Genomic DNA, 20,873 nt, shown 5'->3' on the forward strand with positions numbered 1-20,873 from the left:
GATCCTCGTGGTCGACGACGACTTCATGGTCGCCCGCGTGCAGAGCGGGTACGTGGCGCGGATACCCGGCTGCGAGGTCGTCGGCGTCGCGCACAGCGGGGCCGACGCGCTGCGCCGCGCGGCCGCGCTGGTGCCGGACCTCGTCCTGCTCGACGTGTACCTGCCGGACATGTCCGGCCTCGACGTCCTGCGCAGGCTGCGGACCGGTGCCCCGGACGACCCGTTCGTCCTGGTCATCACGGCCGCGAACGACACCGCGACGGTCGGCGCCGCGCTGCAGGGCGGGGCGCTGCACTACCTGGTGAAGCCGTTCGAGTCCGCGGCGCTACGGGAGCAGGTGGAGCGGGCGATCCGGATCCGCGGGCGGCTCTCGGGGTCGGACCGGGCGGCCCAGGAGGACATCGACCGGCTCTTCGGCTCCGGCCTGCGCACCCGGGCCCCGCAGATGCCCAAGGGGCTGACCCGGCCGACGGCCGAGTCGTCGAACGCGTGCTCCGCGGACACGACGGGGACCTGTCCGCCGCCGAGTGCGCCGAGCTGGCGGAGCTGTCCCGGGTGAGCGCGCGGCGCTACCTGGAGTACTTCGTGGAGACGGGGACGGTCAGCGTCCGGCTGCGCTACGGCGGCACCGGACGGCCTGAGCGCCGCTACCGCTGGGGCGCGGACCCGGTCGAGGCCTGAGCGTTCGCGAGCCCGACCTGGCCGAGGATCGCCGCCGCGACCGGCTCGACGACCGTCGCGTTCAGCGCGTGCCCCATGCCCTGGATCCGGACGAGCCGGCTGCCGCCGATCAGCCGGGCGAGGTGCGTGGCGTGCGGCGGCGGGTTCACCGGGTCGTCCGGGGCCTCGATCACCAGCACCGGGACGTCCACGGCGGCCAGTTCGTCGCCCCGGTCCAGGCCGTCCTGGGCAGCGAAGGCGTGGGCGCCGGGGTTGTCGCTGCGCCCCGCGTGGGCGATGACGCGCTCCTCGAGGGCGCGGAACTCGTCGGCGTCGAAGGGCGTGCCGGTGCCGTTGAGCATCCGCCAGTGCTCGACGCGCCAGGCGAGCTCACCCTCGTCGTCGCGCTCGTCGCCGAGTCCTGCCAGAGCCGGAGCAGCGCGGGGTCGGGACCGGGGAGCTCCTCGTCCGCGCTGTCGTCCGCGGCGAGGCTGGAGCCGAGGGCCGTGGTGCACATCAGGGTGGCCGAGAGCAGGCGCTGGGGGGTGTCGAGCAGGAGGAGCTGGGCGAGGATGCCGCCCATGGACATCCCGACGACGTGGGCCCGCTCGACGTCGAAGGCGTCGAGGACGGCGACCACGTCGGCGGCGAGGTCGCGGATCGCGTAGGGGTGCTCGTCGAACGCGTAGGTCGACCGGCCGGTGTCCCGGTGGTCGTACCGGATCACCGGTGCGTGCTCGGTGAGCCGGGAGACGAGGGCGTCCGGCCAGGCGACGCCGGCGGCGTTGGCCCCCATGACCAACAGGATCGGTGCGGCCGGCTGTTCGGGGCCGTCGATCATCTCGGCCCAGATCTCGATGCCCGCTGCCACCTCGACGAACTGCTCCACGTGGAGCAGCGTCGCAGATCGGGCTCGTGCCCCGGTCAGCCGGCCCCGTTCCCGGGGTCCGACCCGTTCACCCGGTCCGGCACATGCCGGACCGGGTGCAGGGGTCGAACGGGGTCACCGCACGCCGGCGTGCGGCGCGGGAACCCGGGTGCTCACTTCAGGGCGTCCAGCAGCGCCTGGCGCTGGCGCTCGCCCAGGCCCGCGGCGCGGCGGGAGGCGTCGATCCCGGTGGCCTCGAGCAGCTGCGAGACCTTGGCGGGGCCGTAGCCGGGGAGGCTCTTGAGCAGGTCCGCGACCTTGGTCTTGCCGACGATCTGGTCCGACTTCGCGCGGCCGAGGACGGCGGGGATGGTCTCCTCGCCCCTCGCGATCTTGTCGCGGAGCTCCTTGCGCGCGGTCCGGGCCGCGGCGGCCTTCTTCAGGGCCTCCTGGCGCTGTTCGGGAGTCAGCGTGGGCAGTGCCATCTCTCGTGCTCCTCTCGTGTGTCCGACTCGGTGTCCGGTCCCCGGGCCGTCGTTGCGGCGGTGGGGATGACGGTCATCTTCGCGGTACAGACTGGCAGAGCATGCCAGCGCCGCGCCGGGAACCCCCATGTCAGCGGCACATCGAGTGCCAAAACGGTGTTACGTAACCGTCAGCGGGCGCCTTGGTGCGGCGGGCGGCTCGACGCAGGGTGTCGAGAGGCCGCGGGGCCTGCGGCCCGGGCGTGTCCGCAGGTGGGGGCGCGATTGCTCCTCAGGAGGCCGGGTCGAGGAGCCGGCGGCGCAGCCTCGTGTCGTCCCAGAGGGTCCGGACCGTGGCGATCCGGCCCTGCCGCACGTGGACGACGGAGATCGCGAGGACCGTCGCGGGGCGTCCGGTCGGGGCGAGGCCGGGGAGCAGCCACGGCAGCGGGCGGTCGTGGGTGAAGGTCCAGCGGACCTCGTCGACGAGCCGGCGGGTGTCCACGGTGCGGGACACCCGCGCGCGGGCGAGGTCCGCCGGCAGGTGCCCGACGACGTCGTCCGCGAGATGGGCGCGAACCTGCGCCCGGTCGTTCCCGCCGGTCATCGCGGGCATGTTCACGAGCGCGACGGGATCGTCGAGCACCGCCATCGCGGCCTCGACGTCGGACCGTTCGTACAGCGCGGCACAGAACCCGTCCCAGGCGCGCTCGATGTCGCGCATGAGGACCTGCATCGCCGGGGTCACCCCGGCATCATGCCTGCCGCAGGGGCTCCGTGTGGACAGTCCCTAGGCCGCGGGCTTGTCCTCGACCTCGCGGGCGGCCCCCTCGACGCTGATCAGCCGGTGCCCGCGGTTGCGCGCGTAGCGCAGCGAGCGGACCCAGTTGTAGAGCGTGCCGAGGCGGTTGCCCCAGCCGATCAGGAACATGACGTGCACGTAGCACCAGAGCAGGTAGCCGATCCAGCCGGTGATCTGGACGCCCTTGACGTCCGCGACCGCCTGGCGGGCGCCGATGGTCGCCATGCTGCCCTTGTCGAAGTACTTGAACGGCGCAGGCGTGGTCTCGTCCCCGCGGGCGCGGGCCGCGATCAGCTTGCCCACGTACTTGCCCTGCTGCATCGCGACCTGGGCGACGCCGGGGAGCCGGTCCACGGTGGTGACCATGTCCCCGATGGCGTACACGCCCTCGGCGCCGGGAAGGCTGCAGTCCGGGTCCACCGCCAGCCGGCCGGCCCGGTCGGTCTCGGTCCCGGTGGCCTTCGCGAGCGTCGCGGCGAGCGGGGAGGCCTGCACGCCCGCGGCCCAGACCTTCGTCTTGGCGACGATGGTGTCCTCGCCCTTGGGGCCCTTGACCGTGATGCTGTCGTGGTCCATGCCCGTCGCCGCGGTGTTCAGCCGGATCTCCACGCCCATCTTCTCGAGCCGGCGCTGGGTGTAGCGCTGCAGCTTCGGCGCGAACGGGGGCAGCACCGACGGGGCGGCGTCGAGCAGGATGATCCGCGCGGACCTCGTGTCGATCGAGCGGTACTCGTTCGGCAGCACGTATCGGGCCAGCTCGGCGAGCTGCCCGGTGATCTCCACGCCGGTGGGGCCCGCGCCGACGACGACGAACGTCAGGTACGCCTCGCGCTCCTTGTCGTCCGTGGAGACCTCGGCGAGCTCGTAGGCACCGAGGATCTTGCTGCGCAGGTGGCGGGCGTCCTCGATGGTCTTCATGCCGGGCGCGAACTCCGCCCACTCCGGGTGTCCGAAGTAGGCGTGCGTGGCGCCGCCGGCGACGACGAGGTAGTCGAACGGCAGGTCGATCGGGTGACCGTTCGGGGCGAGGGAGTGGACCACCCGGCTCTCGAGGTCGATGCTCGTCACGTCGGCCAGGAGCGTGCGCGTGTTGCGCTGCTTCTTCAGCACCCGGCGCAGGGCCGGGGCGATCAGGCCGGGGGACAGGATGCCCGTCGCGACCTGGTAGAGGAGCGGCTGGAACAGGTGGTGGTTGGTCCGGTCGACGACGGTGACGTCGACGTCCGCGTGACCGAGCGCCTTCGCGACCTGGACCCCGCCGAACCCGCCGCCGACGACGACGACCTTCTTGCGCCCCTCGCGGTGCTCGGCGTCCGTTGTGCTCACTGTTCTCTCGCCCTTCGGCTAGGTACCTGCGTCGTCGGCGAGCGTAGACCGCAGGTGTCCCACGGCGCCGCGTCGGGCGCGAGCGTCACCTCGGGCGGGATCCGGGACGCCCGCGCCCGTGGCGGACGCCCGCGTCAGGACGCCGGACCCGGCTCGCCCGCGGTGTCGCCCGCCGAGACCGACGCGCAGGAGTCCGCCAGCGACTCCGGTGCCGCGGTCGCGGGCTGCGGGGCGGCCGAGGCCGAGGCACCCGCCGACGTGGACGGGGCCGGAGTGGTCGACGGGGCAGCGCTCGTCGAGGGCTTGCTGCCGGGCAGCGGCACGCCGTCGATCGCGGACCGCACGACCTCCCGCATGTAGTCGACGTCCGGGCGCGAGGTGTCGAACTTGCCGTCGTTCTCGTTCGGGTCCGGCAGGTTCGGGTCGAACGACACGCTCTCCAGGGAGAACCCGTCGCCCGCCAGCGACACCAGCGCCGGCAGCACCTGCTGCGGCAGGTTGGTCTCGATGTTGTCCGTCGTCACCCTGGCCACGGCCTGGAAGTTCGTCAGCAGGTCCGTCGGGCTCCGCTGGTGCAGCACCGCCTGGATCAGGCAGCGCTGGCGGCCCATCCGCTGGTAGTCGTTGCTGTCCCGGCGGGAGCGGGCGAACCAGAGCGCGTCCTCGCCCTTGAGCGTCTGCACGCCGGGCTGGATGTAGCCGTCCGGCTTCACGTGTTGCCCGTCGGCGGTGACGCCGTTGATCGGGATCGGGTCCGGCCCGACGTCCACTGTCACCCCGCCGACGGCGTCGATGAGCGCGGAGAACCCGGCCATGTTGATCTCGAGGTAGTAGTCGATCGGCAGGCCGGTCATGTACGAGATCGAGGACTGCAGGAGGTTCAGCCCGGGCGTGGACGTGGGCCCGGGCGGCGCCAGCGCCGGGTCCGCCTCCGCGTAGGCGTACACCGCGTTGAGCAGGTAGTTGCCCGAGAGCGGGTCCTTCGGGTCGTGGAACCCGTTCGGGAACCTCTTCCCCATCGGGGAGTCCGGGGGAACTCGGCCCGCTGGATGTTGCGGGGCAGGCCGAACAATGTGGTGCGGCCGCTGCGGGTGTCGATGCTGGCGACCATCATCGTGTCGGTCCGCGTACCGGTCCGGTCCGGTCCGGCGTCGCTGCCCAGGAGCAGGACGTTGAGCCTCGGCTTGGCGATCGCCTCGGCCACGGACGTACCGCCGCCGTTGCCGCCGAACACGTCGTTGAGCAGCGAGCGTTGGGAGTTCGCGAGGTCCGCGGCGAACCCGAACGGCACCGCGACGGCCATGCACAGGAGCGCGGCGCAGAACGTCCCGACGACCTTCTGCGCGGTCGGCATGGAACGCGGCCGGGCCAGCGCGTAGGTCCGGGCGATGGTCGCGATCCAGCCCAACGCCGCCAGCAGGGCGACGACGGCGGCCGCGGTGAGCATCGTCGTGGACAGGGCGGTCTCGAGGAGGGTCGTGCGACGGGCCGTCAGGCCGAAGAGCAGCAACGCGGCGACGCCGATCAGGAAGACCGCCAGGATCAGCCCGCCGGTGCGCCGGCGGCGCAGGATCAGGTGCCCGGAGCCCGGCACGACGGTCGACGCCGCGGTGACGCCCAGGGCCGCGCGGAGGGTGCGCCGGGCGGGGCCGCCGTCCTCGGCGGGGGCACCGTCGGCGCTCTCGCCGGACCGGGCCCGCGCGGAGGCCGCGCGGGCCTTGGCGGACAACACCGGCCGGACCGCACGGGTGGGGCTCTCGGTGTCGTCGAGCTCGTCGTCGCCCGGTCCGTCCGCCCGATCGCGGGGAGAGCCGGAACGTCCTGCGGCGGCGAGGCCGCCGACGGCCGCGGCGCGGGCGCCACGGGGGCGACCCGCGGTACCCGGGGTGGAGGGCGGGGGCCCCTGGCTCTCGATCGCCTCGGTGGGGACCTCGGTGGGATCGGGACCGCGGTTCCCGCGGCCCTGCTCGGTCCCGTGGCCGGCGCCGGGCGCCCGCTGGGTGCGGCGCTCCGCCGCCCCGCGGGGCCGTCGGAGGTCGTCGGGCCGACGGGGGCCGCCGTGCCCGGTGTCCCGGCCGGCGGAGCGTCCCGCGCCGGGGCCCTGCCCGGCGCGGCCCGGGTCACCGGAACCCGACGGGCCGGATCCGGACGGCGTGGAGCCGTGCCGGCCGGCGCCCGCCGGACCCCGATCCGGCTGCGCGGGTCTGCCCGCGGACCCGGGCTGCGGGTTCCCGGAGCCACCGGGTCCGGCCGCGCCGGGAGCGGGCGAGCCCGGCCCGCCGGCGCCGGGACCGGATCCGCCGGGCCTCGCGGGGCGGGTGCGTCCAGGAGGAAGCGGCGGCGCGGCGGGGCCGCGCTGCTCGGGTCGTCCCCCGGGCGGCTGGTCCTGCCGACCGGTGGGGGGGCCACCGGGCCTGCGCGGCGGTGCGGAGCCGCGACGCGGTTCCTGACCCGCCGGCCTGCGGGGCGGGGGGCCGTCGCCACGGAGGGGGCCGTCCGGCCGCGAGGTGTCCTGCGGTCGGGCAGAGCGGTCCGATCGGGCAGGGCGGTCGGGCCGGGCGGGGCCGTCGGGCCGCGCAGGGCTGTCCGGCCGAGCGGGGCTGTCCGGCCGAGCGCCCCGTTCGGGCCGAGGAGGGCCGTCCGGCTGAGCCGGGTGATCGGGCCGAGCGGGGCTGTCGGGCCGAGCAGGGCCGTCCGGCCGGGGGCCCGGTCCGTCGGAGCGGTCGGCGCGCCGCGGCCCGGGGTCCCCACGGTGCGCGGCGGCGACCGGGGCCCGTGGGTCCGAGGGGGCCCGGGCCGCCGCGCGGTGGGCGGCGCCGGACCAGACCGCGCCCCGGGAACCGTCCCGTTCGGCGCGTCTCGGCCACGGACCGTGATCCGGACCGGGCGAGCCGGGGACCGGGACCTCGGGCGTGGCGGACGGGTCGGTTGTCCGGGGCCTGTCGGCGCCGCGGAAACCTAACCGCTGGGACTCGGGGAGATCGGATTCGTACAGGGGAGATTCCTGCCCGGGGGAGCGGGGAGCGGACGGGTCGGAGCCAGGGGGAGCTGCTGCGACCGGGGGAGCTGCTGGGACACGGAGACCTCGCGGGACAGCCCGCGGCGAGGTTCGTCTCCGCTCACGGTGGGCCACCCCCTGTCAGGCGTCAGGAACGATACGCGGGCCGCGTGAGGTGGCCGTTCGTCCACAGGTGTGGGCGGCGGGTCCGGCGAGTCACGACGGGATCTCGACGCCGAGATCCCGGGGAGAATACTGAACGTCACCGCGGGGGTTCCGCGCCCCTATTGGTAGGACACGAACGCGGGTGTCGTCGGTCCCACCGCGAGGGTCTGCGCCGGGGGTACCTCGGCCGGTCCTCGTCCACGAAGTTCTTCCATCCCCGCGTGATTCCCGCAGGTGAGGCGTCGTGGAGCGCTGCCCGGGTCTCGGCCTTCTCCGTACTCGTGCCGAACCCGTCGGCGTGGATCACAACGGACAAGTCGTCACGGTCCGTGACAAGTCCGGCACGATTCTTGATCATCGCCACCGGAACCGGTGAAGCATCAGCAGCTTCTGCGGCAGCCCGTGGTCGCGGGTGACGGTCGGCCGGCCAGCCGGCGACGCGATTGATCTCCGCGGCGTCCACGGGGCCCACCTGGACGCGGTGCTTCTGACCGGGGCCGAGCCGTCACCCCGGGTCGAGGGCGAGCCCGACGTTCGGCCGCGGCCGGTACTCCTCCGCCAACCGCTGTGTCCGCTGCGCCGACCGTTCGATCCCCTGCTCGCCCAGCACGCCCATCGCCGCGGGCCCGGACGCCCGTACAGCGCGACCATCCGGCGGCCGGGGACAGGGTGGTGCCGCTCCCGGGTAGCTCCGGGCCGGGCGGCGGAGCGGGGGTGGCCGTCGTGCAGCGGGCGACGATCGCCAGGACCAGCAGGAGGGTCGCCGGGAGCGCGGGTGAGCGTGCGTGCGCCGCGCCCCCCTGCCGGGACGCTGGGAGGCCCCGATCGGGAGTGCCCGGCGACACGCGCCCCCCGGGCCGTCCCGTACCGGAACGGACCAGTGACGCCGTGGGGGAGAGGCTCAGCGCATCCGGGCGACGGGCATCGTCGGCCCGTTGTCGTCCCCGTCCCGGCGCGGACGCCCGCGCAGGATCCGCTTCAGGGCCGCGGTGTGCCGGCGGCTGACGGGCAGCTCGGGCGCATTCTGTCCCTGGCCGACGCGCACCACGTACCCCGAGCCGGAGAGCCGCAGCTCGGTGATCAGCGGCAGCGCGACGAGGAACGCGCGGTGGATCCGCACGAACCCGGCCTCGCGCCAGCGCTCCTCGAGCACGGACAGCGGGATCCGGACGAGATGGCTGCCGTCCAGGGTGTGCAGGCGCGCGTAGTCCCCCTGCGCCTCGACGAAGCGGACCGACGAGCGGGGGACCAGCTTCGTCGTACCGGCCAGCTCGACGGGGATGACCTCGTCCTCCGGCGGCTCCTGGCGCGGCGGCGGGCCGAAGCCGCGCGGCGGCGCGGGCGCGTGCGGGTGCCGGCCGCCGTCCATCGGCGCGTGCCGGGGCGGCGGCGCCGTGCGCGTGGCGAGGGTGCGGTCGATCGACCCGGCGAGGCGCTCGGAGCGCAGCGGCTTGAGCAGGTAGTCCACCGCGCCGATCTCGTAGGCATCCACGGCGCGGTCGTCGTGCGCGGTGACGAAGACGACCGGCGGCGGCGACGCCATCGCGGAGAGCACGCGGGCGAGCTCGAGCCCGTCGAGACCGGGCATGCGGATGTCCAGGAACACCAGGTCCACGCCGGACGAGCCGGGTGCGCTCCCGGGCCTGCTGCCCAGGATCCGCAACGCCTCGGTCGCGTCGGGCGCGGTCAGCACGGTGCCGACCCGTCGATCCTCGCTCAGCAGGTGCGCGAGCTCCTGCAACGCAGGTTCCTCGTCGTCGACGGCCAGGACCGTGAGCCCGCCCGGTACCTCGCTGCTCACGAGCGCCTCCTCGTCGCGGGTCGGGAGCGAAAACCCGCCAAGTGTGTCGTGACTGCAGCCACACGCTAGCGAAGCCCGATCGGGTGGCCGACGCCCGGTCCTGGCCCGCCCCCGCGACGGGCGGCGACAGGCATCCCGACCAGCGGCGATGTGCGCGCGCTGCGGACAGGGACCATGCCACGAACGGGGGGTCGTCCGCGACGGACACGCAGTGGCCGGGGGCCGGGAACATCCGGGCGGGCCCCCACGTTCCGAATGATTGCGAGTGCAACTACTACACTCGCTGACGCCGCGGAGGCGGCGGGAAGGGGGAGCCGAGATGCAGTTCGGAATCTTCACGGTCGGGGACGTCACCACCGACCCGACGAACGGCACCACGCCGACCGAGCAGGAGCGGATCCGCGCGATGGTCCGCTACGCCGAGCACGCCGAGGCCGTGGGCCTGGACGTCTTCTCCACCGGCGAGCACCACAACCCGCCGTTCGTGCCGTCGTCCCCGACGACCCTGCTCGGCTACATCGCCGGGCGCACGAAGACGCTCGTGCTCTCGACGTCGACCACGCTGATCACCACGAACGATCCGGTGAAGATCGCCGAGGACTTCGCGATGCTGCAGCACCTGGCCGGCCCGGAGCGCGTCGACCTGATGCTCGGCCGCGGCAACACCGGCCCGGTCTATCCGTGGTTCGGGCAGAAGATGTCGGACTCGGTGCCGCTGACGGTGGAGAACTACCAACTGCTGCGCCGCCTCTGGGACGAAGAGGTCGTGGACTGGCAGGGGAGGTTCCGCGGGCCGCTGCAGGGGTTCACCTCGACCCCGCGCCCGCTCGACGGCGTCGCCCCGTTCGTGTGGCACGGCTCGATCCGCACGCCCGAGGTCGCGGAGATCGCCGCCTACTTCGGCGACGGCTTCTTCGCGAACAACATCTTCTGGCCGGCCCAGCACTACGTCCGGCTGATCGACCTCTACCGGCAGCGCTTCGAGCACTACGGGCACGGCCGCGCGAACCAGGCGACGGTCGGGCTGGGCGGGCAGTTCTTCATGCGCCGCAACAGCCAGGACGCGTGGAACGAGTTCCGGCCCTACTTCGACGAGGCCCCGGTCTACGGCCACGGCCCGTCGATGGAGGACTTCACCTCGCAGACGCCGCTGACCGTCGGCAGCCCGCAGCAGGTGATCGACCGGACGCTCACGTTCCGTGAGCACTTCGGGGACTACCAGCGCCAGTTGTTCCTCCTCGACCACGCCGGCCTGCCCGAGAAGGTCGTGCTCGAGCAGCTGGACCTGCTCGGGGAGATCCTTCCGACCCTGCGGGCCGAGTTCGAGTCCCGCCGCCCGGCGGACGTCCCGTCGAACCCGCCCACGCACGCGGAGCGGGTCGCGGCGAAGGCCGCGGCGGTGGAGCAGGTGGCCACGGCCGTCTGACCGCGGAGGCCGTCCGCTCGTCCGCGACGTGCACCCCGGGGGCCGGGACGTTCCGGGGTCGCCGGGAGTTCCCGCCTGTGATGTTCACCCGGAGTGACGAACACGAGTTGCCCCGGCCCGGGCCCGGGCCTCACCATGGATCACGTGATCGAAAAGCGACGGCGCACCGCGGGAACTCCCGTGCGCCGTCGTTCGCGTCACCTCCTGACCCGTCGTCGCATCGTCGACCACCTGCGGACGTCGAGCGCGCTGTGTCGGCTCCCGGCCGATCCCGCCACGTCCCTCCGTCCGCAGCTCGTAGGAGTCCCGTCATGACCGTCCCGACCCACGACCGCCCCGGCGCCTCGCCCGTCCCGGCGCAGACCCGCAAGGCCGCTCCGACCCGCGACGACCGCCGTTCCGCGATCGTCGACCGGCTGCTGGACTCGCTGGAGGACCTCGTCGTCCGGCACCGCGCCCTCGCGGGCGACGACCAGCAGGTCGAGCTGCACGCCGAGCTCATCGCCGCCGAGGTGGCGCACGAGCTCTCCGTCACGCGCTCGGCGCTCAAGCGCAACCCGCCCCTGCGCCGCACCGGCTGAGCCGGCCCCGTCGTTCGGATCCCCGTCTCACCAGGGCCCGCCCGGAATCGTCCGGGCGGGCCCTCGTGCGTCCGGGCCGGGGTGTCCCGGGTCGAGCGGACGGGGGTGTCCCCGACGATCGGAGGGGCCTCGCGACGCGCGCTCCAGGTCTTATTGTGGCACCGGGTGCCGAAATGCTAGGTTGCCGGCACTCAGACTCTGAGCTGCGAAGGGGCAGGTACATGGCCAGCACGAGCGAGTGGTTCGAGACGGTCGCCGAGGCACAGCGGAGGGCCAAGAAGCGCCTGCCGAAATCCGTCTACATGGCGCTGATCGCCGGCACCGACAAGGGCATCACGGTGTCGGACAACGTGGACGCGTACAGCGAGCTGGGCTTCCGCCCGCACATCGCGAACCTCCCCGCGGAGCGCTCGCAGGCGACGACGGTGCTGGGCCAGGACATCGCCCTCCCCGTGATCATCTCCCCGACCGGCGTGCAGGCCGTGCACCCCGAGGGCGAGGTCGCCGTGGCCCGGGCCGCGGCCGGCGCCGGCACCGCGGCCGGACTGAGCTCGTTCGCGAGCAGGTCCATCGAGGATGTCGCCGCGGTCAACGACAAGGTCTTCTTCCAGATGTACTGGGTGGGCAGCCGCGAGCAGCTGCTGGCCCGCGCGATGCGCGCGAAGAAGGCCGGCGCGAAGGCGTTGATCATGACTCTGGACTGGTCGTTCTCCAACGGCCGGGACTGGGGCAGCCCGCCCATCCCGGAGAAGATCGACCTCAAGGCGGCCGTGCAGTTCGCGCCCGAGGTCCTCCGCAAGCCGCGCTGGCTGCTGGACTTCGTGAGGAGCGGCAAGCTGCCGGACCTCACCACCCCGAACCTCGCGATCGACGGCGAGCCGGCGCCCACCTTCTTCGGCGCCTACTACCAGTGGATGACGACCCCGCTGCCCACCTGGGAGGACGTCGCCTGGCTGCGCGAGCAGTGGGACGGCCCGTTCATGGTCAAGGGGATCATGCATCCGGACGACGCGCGCCGCGCCGTCGACGCCGGGGCCACCGCGATCTCGGTGTCCAACCACGGTGGCAACAACCTGGACGGCACCCCGGCCTCGATCCGGGTGCTCCCGGGCATCGCGGACGCGGTGGGCGACCAGATCGAGGTCCTGCTCGACGGCGGCATCCGCCGCGGCGGCGACGTCGTCAAGGCGCTCGCGCTCGGCGCCAAGGCCGTGATGATCGGCCGCGCCTACCTGTGGGGCATGGCCGCCAACGGCGAGGCGGGCGTCGCGAACGTCCTGGAGATCATGAAGCAGGGGATCGACGCCGGTTTGCTCGGCCTGGGCAAGTCGTCCATCCACGAGCTCACCCGGGACGACCTGCTGATCCCGGAGAACTTCGCGGTGGGCACGAAGTCCTGACCGCGCGTCGCGGGGAGGAGGGCGGTCGACGCCGCCCCTCCCCGGCCGCTCGCCCTCCCCGATCGTGTGATTCGTGGCGTGACGGGTACCCCGTCCCGTCAGCGGTCCGGCGCACGTGCGCCGCGGGAGGGAGTCGCACGTGGTCGCCGAGGTCGAACGCACGCGGGCGTGTACACGCGACGACGAGTGGAACACCCGGCACCGCGACGAGGTCCCGCTGCGCCGCGCGGACCGCAACTTCGCGGAGCTGCCTGCAGGCAGCTCCGCGTCGTCCTGACCGGTGTGCAGATCCTCTTCGGCTTCCTCCTCACGCTGTCGTTCAGCGAGCGCTTCACCCGCCTCGACGGCTTCCAGCACACGGTCTTCGTCGTGACGCTCACGGCCGCGGCCCTGGCCTCGACACTGCTGGTCGCACCCGTCGCGGCACACCGCGTGGCCTTCCAGCGCGGCCGCAAGCGGGAACTGGTCCGGTGGGCGCACCAGCTCGCCCTGGCCGGCCTCGGCGCCCTCGCTCTCACCCTCTCGTCCGGGCTGCTGCTCGTCCTGGACATCGCGGTCGGGCGCGCGGTCGCGTCGGCGGTCACCGGCGCGATGCTCGTCGCGACGCTGGTGCTCTGGGTGCTCGTCCCCCTGCACCTGCGGCGCTGAGATCCGCGTCGTGGGCCCCGGGCACCGCGGTAGGGGGGAACGGCGCCCGCGCTCGGCTATCCTCCTGACGTGCGTGTGGCCGGTGAGCTCGGCGAGGCCCGAGGCTATGGCCTCCAGGACCACCTCTGCTTCGTCTTCGACGCCCCGGCCGAGTTCGACCGGCAGGCCCGGCTGTTCCTGGCCGAGGGGCTGGAGCGGGGCTGCCGCGTGCTCTACGTCGGCGACAGCCCGCCCTCGGCGGCGGAGCTCGCGGGGGCCCGGCCCGGTGCGGTCCGCGTCGCTCCCGCGGCGGCGACCTACGGCGCCGGCCCCGTCGTCGACCCGCGGGGTCAGGTGCGCGAGTACGCCGCCGCCGTCGCGGAGGCCCTGACCTACGGGTTCACCGGCCACCGCGGCGTCCTGCTGCTGGCCGAGCTGGGCCGTGGGTGGGGTGGCGAGATCGTGCTCCGCAACGCGCCCTACGGCACGCGCAAGCTGATCGGGCTGCTGGAGCCGAAGGGCGTCCGCGTCGAGGTGGCGGCGTGAGGTCGGGTGCCGCGGCGGGGCACACCGGCTACTTCCACGAGGCCGCCTTCTACGGTTCGGACGAGGAGTTCCTCGCGATCGTGCTGCCCTTCCTGCGGGAGGGCGTCGCGGCGGGGGAGCCGTCGGTCGTCACCCTGGGCGAGGTGAACGCGGGCCTGCTCCGGTCGGCGCTCGCGCCGGCGGAGGCCGCCGCGCTCCGGTTCGTGCCGGGGGACCTGCAGTACGCCCGGCCGGCGCGGGCGATCCGGGCCTACCGTTCGATGTTCGGCGAGGTCGTCCAGGAGGGTGCGAAGCAGATCCGGGTGGTCGGCGACGTCCCCCATCCCGGGTTCGGGGTGGCCTGGGACGAGTGGGCCCGCTATGAGGCGGCCGTCAACCACACCTACGACCCGTTCCCGGTGTGGGGCCTGTGCCCCTACGACGTGCGGACCGCGCCGGCGGGCGTGCTGGCGGACGTGCGGCGGACCCATCCCCACGTGGCCACCACGGACGGCGGACACCTCGCCAACCCGGAGTTCGCCGACCCGGTCGCCCTCCTGCGGGACGAGCTCATGACGCCGTGTCCCGCCGAACCCGGCTCGCCGCAGGTCGAGCTGCACGGGCCGACACCGGCCGAGGCCCGGCGCGCGCTGCGTGCCCTGGTCGCGAGGGGGAACGGCGCCCTCGACGACTCGGCCGTCGAGGACCTGCTCGTCGCCGTCAGCGAGGCGGTGGACAACGCCTGGTCGCACGGCATCCCTCCGGTCGGGCTCCGGCTGTGGCACCACGGCCACCGGCTCGTCGCGACCGTGACGGACCGGGGCCGCGGCCCGCGGGACCCCTACGCCGGCCTGCTCCCGGCGGCCGGCAGCGCGACGGCCGGGCTGGGGCTCTGGATGACCCACCAGATGTGTGATTCGGTGACGCACCACCGGGACCCCGACGGCTTCACCCTGCGGATGACCGCGGGACGGTAGCGGCGCTTCTCCGTCGCCCTGGGAGGCCCTCACGCCGGCAGCTCGTGCAGGCTGTCCAGCAGGTCCGCCAGTCCGCCCTCCGCCCGGCCCCGGCGGCGGGCGGAGGTGCGGGCCCGGACGTCCGACGGGGAGACGACCCGGTGCCCGTGCGCGCGCAGCCGTTGCAGCAGGGCGTGCTCCTCGCCGTGCGCGACCACCGGAAAGCCCCCGACCCGCAGGAAGGACGCCGCCCGGACGCCGAGGTTCGCCGCGTAGGCGTGCCCGTGCCCGCCGCCCACGTCCGCCCCGGCCTCGATCAGCCGCGCGTAGCGGCGGAGCGCGATCGGGGAGAGGGCGGCCGGGTCGTCGAGGTCCACCAGCCCCGCGACGACGTCCGCGCCCCGGTCCGCGTGTCGCAGGTGATCGAGCGCCCACGTCCGCGGGACGACGGTGTCCGCGTCGGTGCTGAGCAGCCAGGTCCGTTCGGCGGGGACGCCTCCGAGGCGGGCCAGCAGCCGGGCGACGCCGTGGTTGCGCACCTCGCCGACGGTCACCCGGACCCGGTTCGGGACCAGGTCGACGAGTGGAAGGCGGGCGGCCTCCCGGGCCCGGTCCTCGGTGCGGTCGGAGCAGCGGTCCAGCACCACGCACACCCTCGTGACGACCCGGTCCGGAAGCGCGGCGAGCGCGTCGACCACGGCCGTGAGGCAGGCCCCGATCCGGTCCTGCTCGTCGTGGGCCGGGACGACGACCCCGACGGCGTCGATCCGCGTCACCGGCGGCGCAGCACGTGGACCAGGAACTCCGCGTCCGTGTGCTCGAGCAGGATGTCGAATCGGGGGTCCTCGCGCAGCCGTCGGTGGGTGGCCTCCGCGTCTTGGGGGGCCTCCGCCGGCCAACCGCGCCAGTGCGCCACGAGGACGTCCCCGCCCGCGACGACCGCGTCCGCCAGCCGGTCCACGGTGGCGTCGAGGTCGGCGGCGGAAAGGTAGTAGAGGACCTCGCTGAGGACGGCGAGGTCGATCCCGGCGGGCAGCGCCGCGGGATCGGGCAGGGCCCGGTGCTCGACCGTGACACCCGCGAGTCCCCGCGTCGCCTCGGCGGTCGCGGCGACGGCCTGCGCGGTGTAGTCCGATGCGGTGACGGCGTCGCAGCGGCCGGCGAGCTCGCGGGTCAGTGCCCCGGTCCCGCATCCCGGCTCGGCGGCGTGGGTGTAGCGGGCGTGGGGCAGGCAGGCGAGCAGGACCGCACGCTTGCGGATCTCGTACCAGCTCGTGCGGGTCTGCCACGGGTCGCCGTCGCCGCCGGAGTAGAGGGTCGCGAAGCGGTCCGCGGGTGCGCTGGTCGCCCGGGGCTCGCGGAAGAACAGCTCGCGCTCGGTGTCGAAGAGGCGGAGCACCTCGGCGGGCAGGATCGGCGGGCCGCCGTCCGGCGCGGGTTCCAGCTGCGAGGTGAAGCGGCCGATCGCGGCGCGCTTGGCCGCCCGGTCCGCTTCGCTCATGACGTGGAGGTAGGCGCGTGACCAGGGGATTCGGTCCTGCTCCGGGCGTTCCCAGGCGAGCGCCCAGATCGGGTAGCCCCAGCCGTGGGCGGTGACGGGCGCGGCGACGGCCGCCGCCCGGCCGGCGGCGGCGTGGTCCGGGTGCGGGTCGCCGGACCAGGGCGCAAGGTAGGCGTCGGCGTGCCGCAGGAGCGGTTCCAGCTCCTTGGCCAGCGTCGACTCCACCTCCTCGAGGCCCGAGTCCGGCAGGCCCAGCCAGTGCACCGGGACGTCCTCGGCGCCGAGGACGCCGAGCGCGTCCTCCAGCTCGCGGCGGCGGGTGCGGCCGAGTGCGGCCTGGGCCGCGGCCGTCGCGTCCGGGAACGCGCCCTCGCCGTCCGTCGCGATCACGATCTCGACCGTGCAGCCCGCGGCGTGCGCGGCCCGCACGTACCCGCCGGCGGCGAGGGTCTCGTCGTCGGGGTGGGCGGCGACGACCACGAGCCGCCCGGTCGGCGGGCTCATCGTCCGGGGCGCGTGGTGGCCGATCGCGTCGCGCCAGAGGCCGGGCGCGTCGAGCGGGTCGGGCACGGTCGGTCCGCCGACGGCGCGGCTCATCGCTCTCCCTCGCTGCGCGAGCTCGGTCCCGGGCGAGGCGTCACAGTGCGCGGGCGCTGTCTCGATCGTTCGCTGGCAAGCTCGCTCATCGGGCCGCCGATCCGTCGCGGCCGCCCGCACCCCGGGTCTCCGTCACGGGGGCCCCGATGGCGAGGTCCCGGGTAGCGAGGTCCCCGGTGGCCAGAACCGCTGCGCCGAGGGCCGCGAGGTCGCGTTCGCCGTGGTGCTGGCGGACGTACACGCCCAGGTCGGCGAGCCGCTGAGCCAGCGTCCCACCTCGGCTCAGCGCCGCCACTCCGGCGACCCGCGGGGCGACGTCCAGCACCGTGCGACAGGTCTGCTCGGCCACGGCCCGCGCCGTCCACGCCGCCGTCCGGTGGTCCGACTTCGGGTCCGCGTCGATCTGTTCCGCGGTCCGGACCAGCAGCGCGTCCGTGGCCTGCAAGGCGGCGTGCAGGGCCCCGGCGTGGGCGAGCTGGTGGGGGTCCGGTCCACGGTCCCGGAGCAGGGCGAACAGGTCGTCGACGATCCCGGCGGCACCACCGAGCCACACCGCGGCCACGCCCGCGCCACCCCACCAGAAGCCGGGCCGGTCGGTGTAGAAACCGGGGTCGCCGAGCAGCGCGTCGTCCGCGACGGCGACACCGTGGAACTCGACGTCCAGGGTGTCGCTGGCGCGCATCCCGGCCGTGTTCCAGGAGTCGTCGATCCGACGAATGCCCGGGTCGTCGAGGCGCACGTCGACCAGCCGCATGCCCGACGGGCCGGACGCGACGACCAGGGCCCGGTCGAGGTCGTGCGCGCCGGAGCAGAAACGCACCGTGCCCCGCAGCTTCCAGGCACCGGCTCCGCCGGTGAGCTCGCCGCCGGTGCCCCCGGACCGCGCGGCCCACACGCCGTAGAGCATGCCGGGCTCGGGGGTGCCGCCCGCGTCGTCGAGGATCGCGACGGCGTCCGCGTGGCCCTCGGCGAGCCGGGCCAGAGGGAGGTCGGAGCGGCCCCAGCGGGCGAGTGTCGCCCACCGCGCGGCGGTCGCACCGTGGCCGGGGCGGGGTAGGTCCAGCCCGCCCTCCCGGAGGAGGCCGGCGAGCCGTTCGGGGGCGGTACCCCGGACGGGGGCGGCGCGGACGGGTCGAGGAGCGCGAACGGGGCCGGTTCCATGAACAGGGACATCTCCTGGTCGAGCGGTGCGCCGAGCTGCGGGCCGAGCCGGCCTCCCTCGATCTTCACCGCGGGACGGGAAGCCCGCCACCGGAGATGTCCGGGCGGTGGGGTCCAGAGCCCCCGGGCCGGGGCGGTGCCCCCGGATCATGTCCACCAAGATTCTGGAAAGCATCGACGTCACCGTTGCGGTGAGCCGGTTCAGGTTGCACAGCTTCGGAGGACGGCCTGCCCCTTCGGCGCGGGCCGTCGCCGTGTTCACCGAGGGCGCGCCGTCGCCGTGGTCACCGAGTTCGGCGCCACGGCGATCCGTGCTCACCGCTCGCGACCCGGGACCGGCCACGGTCGGCCGGCGAGGGGTCGCGCACGGCGATCAAGAGGGTCTCGGGCCGAGCAGGCGTTCCGCCGGCCCGCCGGACCAGCGCGGTGAGAAGAGCGTCAGCCCATGTGCGGGTACGTGTGCCCGATCGGCGGCACCATGGTCTCCTTGATCGCGCGCGGGCTCGTCCAGCGCTGGACGTTGAGCATCGAGCCGGCCTTGTCGTTGGTGCCCGAGGCCCGGCTGCCGCCGAAGGGCTGGCGGGAGACGATCGACCCCGTCGGGCGGTCGTTGACGTAGAAGTTGCCGGCGGCGTGCCGCAGCGCCCGGTGCGCGTCCTCCACCGCGGCGCGGTCGGTCGCGAAGACCGCGCCGGTCAGGGCGTACGGGCTGGTCGAGTCGACGAGGTCGAGCGTCTCCGGCCACGCATCGTCGTCGTAGACGTGCACCGCGAGGATCGGGCCGAAGTACTCGGTCGTGAACGCCTCGTCGAGCGGGTCCGTGCCGACCAGGACCGTCGGGTCGACGAACCAGCCCACGCTGTCGTCGCAGCCCCCGCCGACGAGGACCTCCAGGCTGTCCGTGTTCTTGGCGCGGTCCAGGGCGGCGCGGTGCCGGTCGAACGCGCGGGCGTCGATCACGGCGCCGCCGAAGTTCGCGAAGTCCGCGACGTCGCCGTACCGCAGCGAGCGCGTGACCTCGGCGAGCTCGTCCCGCAGGCCGCCGCGCCAGAGGCTCCGCGGCACGTACGCGCGCGAGGCGGCCGAGCACTTCTGGCCCTGGTACTCGAACGCGCCGCGGACGAACGCCGTGGTCAGCGGGGCCGGGTCGGCGGAGGGATGGACGACGATGAAGTCCTTGCCGCCCGTCTCGCCGACGATCCGCGGGTAGCTGCGGTAGCGGTCCAGGTTCTCCCCGATCCTCCGCCAGAGGGTCTTGAACGTGGCGGCCGAGCCGGTGAAGTGCAGGCCCGCGAAGCCCGGGTCGGTGAGCGCGACGCGGGAGACCGCGAGGCCGTCGCCGGTCACCATGTTGATCACGCCGGGCGGCAGGCCGGCCGCCTCGAGCAGGCGCATCGTGAAGTGTGCGGCGAACTGCTGGGTGGGCGTCGGCTTCCAGACGACCGTGTTGCCCATCAGCGCGGGCACGGTCGGCAGGTTCCCGGCGATGGCCGTGAAGTTGAACGGTGCGATGGCGACGACGAAGCCGTCGAGCGGGCGGTAGTCCATCCGGTTCCACTCGCCGGGGACCGAACGCGGCTGCTCGGCGAGCACCCGGCGGGCGTAGTGGACGTTGAAGCGCAGGAAGTCGATCAGCTCGCAGGCGGCGTCGATCTCGGCCTGCTGCACGGACTTCGACTGCCCCAGCATCGTCGCGGCGTTGAGCGTGTCACGCCACGGCCCGGCGAGCAGGTCCGCGGCGCGCAGGAAGATCGCGGCGCGCTCGTCGAAGGGGAGGGCGGCCCAGTCCCGGGCGGCGTCCCGGGCGGCGCGGACCGAGTCGGCGACGTCCGCGTCGGTGGCGTTCGCCGACGTCCCGAGGACCGACGAGTGCAGGTGCGGCTCGACGACGTCGAAGCGCTCGCCACCGGCCATCCGGCGGTGTCCGGCGATGGTCTGGGTCAGCTCGATCCCGGCGCCGCGCAGCTCGGCGACCTTGTTCTGCAGCGACTCCCGCTCGGCGGTGCCGGGGGCGTAGGTGCGGACCGGCTCGTTCGCCGGCTCCGGAACGGTGGTGACGGCATCCATCGAGAAGACCTCCTCGGGTGTCAGCGGGAGAGCAGGGACCGGGCGAAGAACGCCAGGTTGGCGGGGCGCTCGGCGAGGCGCCGCATGAAGTAGCCGTACCAGTCCGCGCCGTAGGGCAGGTACACGCGCATCTGCGATCCCGACGCGGCGATCCGCTCCTGCTCGGCGACGCGGATGCCGTAGAGCATCTGGAACTCGTGGTCGTCGGGCGTGCGGCCGTGCTCGGCGACGAGCGCGCGGGCGGCGTCGATCATCGCGGCGTCGTGCGTGGCGACCATCGGGTACCCGGGTCCGGCGAGGAGCACGCCCAGGCACCGCACGTAGGACTCGTCCACGTCGGCCTTCGCGGAGAACGCGACGGACGCGGGCTCCGCGTAGGCGCCCTTGACCAGGCGTACCCGCGATCCCGGCCGGGCGAGGTCCGCGCAGTCGGACTCGGTGCGGCGCAGCGCGGACTGCAGCACGGCGCCCAGCCAGGGGTACTCCGCGCGCAGCTCGGTCACGACGGCGAGGGTGGAGTCCACGCCCGTGTGGTCCTCCATGTCGATGGTCGCGGTGGTGCCCGCGCGGGCCGCGGCGGCGCAGATCGCGGCGACGTTGTCCCGGGCGATCGCCGTGCCGTCCCGGGGAGCGCCCGGCCCAGCGCGGAGAGCTTGATCGACACCTCGGCCGAGCCGGCGAGCCCGCGGGACGCCAGGCCGTCGAGCAGGTCGACGTAGGCGTCCCGGCAGGCCGCGGCCTGCGCGGCGTCGAGGGTGTCCTCGCCCAGGTGGTCGAGGGTGACCGACAGGCCCTTCGCGGCCAGCTCGGTGGTGGCGGCGAGGGCGGAGGCGAGGTCGTCCCCGGCGACGAACCGGTCGACCAGTCGTCGGGTCACGGGGGCCGTCGTGACCAGGTGCCGCACGTGCGGACGCCGGGAGACGGCGAGGAGCGTGGAGCCGAACATGC

At 74.3% G+C, this 20,873-nt stretch carries 19 protein-coding genes and 2 pseudogenes; 8 read left to right on the forward strand and 13 right to left on the reverse strand.

Annotated elements, in window-relative coordinates:
* Positions 1-25: 25 nt before the first annotated feature.
* Positions 26-681 (forward strand): annotated as a pseudogene (locus tag WBK50_RS05395) (response regulator).
* Here WBK50_RS05395 and WBK50_RS05400 read toward each other — a convergent pair.
* From WBK50_RS05400 to WBK50_RS05435, 8 genes are all read right to left on the reverse strand, one after another.
* Positions 648-860 (reverse strand): alpha/beta fold hydrolase, encoded by a 213-nt coding sequence (locus WBK50_RS05400; RefSeq protein ID WP_341334526.1) that lies wholly within the window; start codon positions 858-860, stop codon positions 648-650. The pseudogene WBK50_RS05395 and the gene WBK50_RS05400 sit on opposite strands and share 34 nt — an antisense overlap.
* Positions 851-1,549, reverse strand: a complete 699-nt coding sequence (locus tag WBK50_RS05405; RefSeq protein WP_341334527.1) for an alpha/beta fold hydrolase — start codon at positions 1,547-1,549, stop codon at positions 851-853. Before WBK50_RS05405 ends, WBK50_RS05400 begins: the two co-directional genes overlap by 10 nt.
* A gap of 152 nt (positions 1,550-1,701) precedes the next feature.
* Entirely contained in the window at positions 1,702-2,013 is a 312-nt protein-coding gene (gene mihF / locus WBK50_RS05410) for an integration host factor, actinobacterial type (RefSeq protein WP_341334528.1), read from the reverse strand.
* A 271-nt stretch (positions 2,014-2,284) separates the two neighbouring features.
* Positions 2,285-2,740 (reverse strand): nuclear transport factor 2 family protein, encoded by a 456-nt coding sequence (locus WBK50_RS05415; protein WP_341334529.1) that lies wholly within the window; start codon positions 2,738-2,740, stop codon positions 2,285-2,287.
* 42 nt (positions 2,741-2,782) lie between these two features.
* Entirely contained in the window at positions 2,783-4,120 is a 1,338-nt protein-coding gene (locus tag WBK50_RS05420) for an NAD(P)/FAD-dependent oxidoreductase (RefSeq protein ID WP_341334530.1), read from the reverse strand.
* 134 nt (positions 4,121-4,254) lie between these two features.
* Entirely contained in the window at positions 4,255-4,974 is a 720-nt protein-coding gene (locus tag WBK50_RS05425) for an LCP family protein (protein WP_341339305.1), read from the reverse strand.
* A 26-nt stretch (positions 4,975-5,000) separates the two neighbouring features.
* Positions 5,001-5,852 (reverse strand): hypothetical protein, encoded by an 852-nt coding sequence (locus WBK50_RS05430; RefSeq protein WP_341334531.1) that lies wholly within the window; start codon positions 5,850-5,852, stop codon positions 5,001-5,003.
* A gap of 2,332 nt (positions 5,853-8,184) precedes the next feature.
* A complete protein-coding gene (locus WBK50_RS05435) occupies positions 8,185-9,084 on the reverse strand; it encodes a LytR/AlgR family response regulator transcription factor (protein WP_341334532.1) in 900 nt (299 codons plus the stop codon).
* 319 nt (positions 9,085-9,403) lie between these two features.
* Between WBK50_RS05435 and WBK50_RS05440 the strand changes: the two genes are divergently transcribed.
* The 7 genes from WBK50_RS05440 (at position 9,404) to WBK50_RS05470 (ending at position 14,620) form a co-directional block, all read left to right on the forward strand.
* Entirely contained in the window at positions 9,404-10,510 is a 1,107-nt protein-coding gene (locus tag WBK50_RS05440) for a CE1758 family FMN-dependent luciferase-like monooxygenase (RefSeq protein WP_341334533.1), read from the forward strand.
* 311 nt (positions 10,511-10,821) lie between these two features.
* Positions 10,822-11,091, forward strand: a complete 270-nt coding sequence (locus tag WBK50_RS05445; protein WP_341334534.1) for a hypothetical protein — start codon at positions 10,822-10,824, stop codon at positions 11,089-11,091.
* A 221-nt stretch (positions 11,092-11,312) separates the two neighbouring features.
* Positions 11,313-12,491 (forward strand): pre-mycofactocin synthase MftD, encoded by a 1,179-nt coding sequence (gene mftD / locus WBK50_RS05450; RefSeq protein WP_341334535.1) that lies wholly within the window; start codon positions 11,313-11,315, stop codon positions 12,489-12,491.
* A gap of 139 nt (positions 12,492-12,630) precedes the next feature.
* Entirely contained in the window at positions 12,631-12,768 is a 138-nt protein-coding gene (locus WBK50_RS05455; protein WP_341334536.1) for a hypothetical protein, read from the forward strand.
* A 5-nt stretch (positions 12,769-12,773) separates the two neighbouring features.
* Positions 12,774-13,139: a DUF6328 family protein gene (locus WBK50_RS05460; protein ID WP_341334537.1), complete on the forward strand. Its 366-nt coding sequence runs from the start codon at positions 12,774-12,776 to the stop codon at positions 13,137-13,139.
* A gap of 69 nt (positions 13,140-13,208) precedes the next feature.
* Positions 13,209-13,664 carry an MEDS domain-containing protein gene (locus WBK50_RS05465; protein WP_341334538.1) on the forward strand — a complete coding sequence of 152 codons (456 nt, stop codon included), beginning with the start codon at positions 13,209-13,211 and terminating at the stop codon, positions 13,662-13,664.
* On the forward strand, positions 13,661-14,620 hold the full coding sequence (locus tag WBK50_RS05470) for a sensor histidine kinase (protein WP_341334539.1): 960 nt from the start codon (positions 13,661-13,663) through the stop codon (positions 14,618-14,620). The genes WBK50_RS05465 and WBK50_RS05470 overlap by 4 nt, the downstream gene beginning before the upstream one ends.
* 29 nt (positions 14,621-14,649) lie before the next feature.
* Here WBK50_RS05470 and WBK50_RS05475 read toward each other — a convergent pair whose 3' ends face one another.
* From WBK50_RS05475 to WBK50_RS05495, 5 genes and pseudogenes are all read right to left on the reverse strand, one after another.
* The gene (locus tag WBK50_RS05475; RefSeq protein WP_341334540.1) at positions 14,650-15,375 is read right to left on the reverse strand and encodes a glycosyltransferase; all 726 of its coding nucleotides are present in this window, start codon (positions 15,373-15,375) and stop codon (positions 14,650-14,652) included.
* Positions 15,372-16,697, reverse strand: a complete 1,326-nt coding sequence (locus tag WBK50_RS05480) for a PIG-L family deacetylase (RefSeq protein ID WP_341334541.1) — start codon at positions 16,695-16,697, stop codon at positions 15,372-15,374. The genes WBK50_RS05475 and WBK50_RS05480 overlap by 4 nt, the downstream gene beginning before the upstream one ends.
* Positions 16,698-16,782: 85 nt before the next feature.
* Entirely contained in the window at positions 16,783-18,033 is a 1,251-nt protein-coding gene (locus tag WBK50_RS05485) for an acyl-CoA dehydrogenase family protein (RefSeq protein ID WP_341334542.1), read from the reverse strand.
* A 263-nt stretch (positions 18,034-18,296) separates the two neighbouring features.
* Positions 18,297-19,925: an L-glutamate gamma-semialdehyde dehydrogenase gene (gene pruA, locus WBK50_RS05490; protein ID WP_341334543.1), complete on the reverse strand. Its 1,629-nt coding sequence runs from the start codon at positions 19,923-19,925 to the stop codon at positions 18,297-18,299.
* 20 nt (positions 19,926-19,945) lie between these two features.
* A pseudogene (locus WBK50_RS05495) lies at positions 19,946-20,871 on the reverse strand (proline dehydrogenase family protein).
* Positions 20,872-20,873 lie beyond the last annotated feature (2 nt).

The organism is Pseudonocardia sp. T1-2H (assembly GCF_038039215.1).
Lineage (GTDB): Bacteria > Actinomycetota > Actinomycetes > Mycobacteriales > Pseudonocardiaceae > Pseudonocardia.

Bases quoted from the DNA above. Each gene is read 5' to 3' on its own strand.
- mihF (WP_341334528.1), bottom strand. From the start codon at position 2,013: ATGGCACTGCCCACGCTGACTCCCGAACAGCGCCAGGAGGCCCTGAAG.
- WBK50_RS05425 (WP_341339305.1), bottom strand. From the start codon at position 4,974: ATGACCGGCCTGCCGATCGACTACTACCTCGAGATCAACATGGCCGGG.
- WBK50_RS05440 (WP_341334533.1), top strand. From the start codon at position 9,404: ATGCAGTTCGGAATCTTCACGGTCGGGGACGTCACCACCGACCCGACG.
- WBK50_RS05445 (WP_341334534.1), top strand. From the start codon at position 10,822: ATGACCGTCCCGACCCACGACCGCCCCGGCGCCTCGCCCGTCCCGGCG.
- mftD (WP_341334535.1), top strand. From the start codon at position 11,313: ATGGCCAGCACGAGCGAGTGGTTCGAGACGGTCGCCGAGGCACAGCGG.
- WBK50_RS05480 (WP_341334541.1), bottom strand. From the start codon at position 16,697: ATGAGCCGCGCCGTCGGCGGACCGACCGTGCCCGACCCGCTCGACGCG.
- WBK50_RS05485 (WP_341334542.1), bottom strand. From the start codon at position 18,033: ATGCTTTCCAGAATCTTGGTGGACATGATCCGGGGGCACCGCCCCGGC.
- pruA (WP_341334543.1), bottom strand. From the start codon at position 19,925: ATGGATGCCGTCACCACCGTTCCGGAGCCGGCGAACGAGCCGGTCCGC.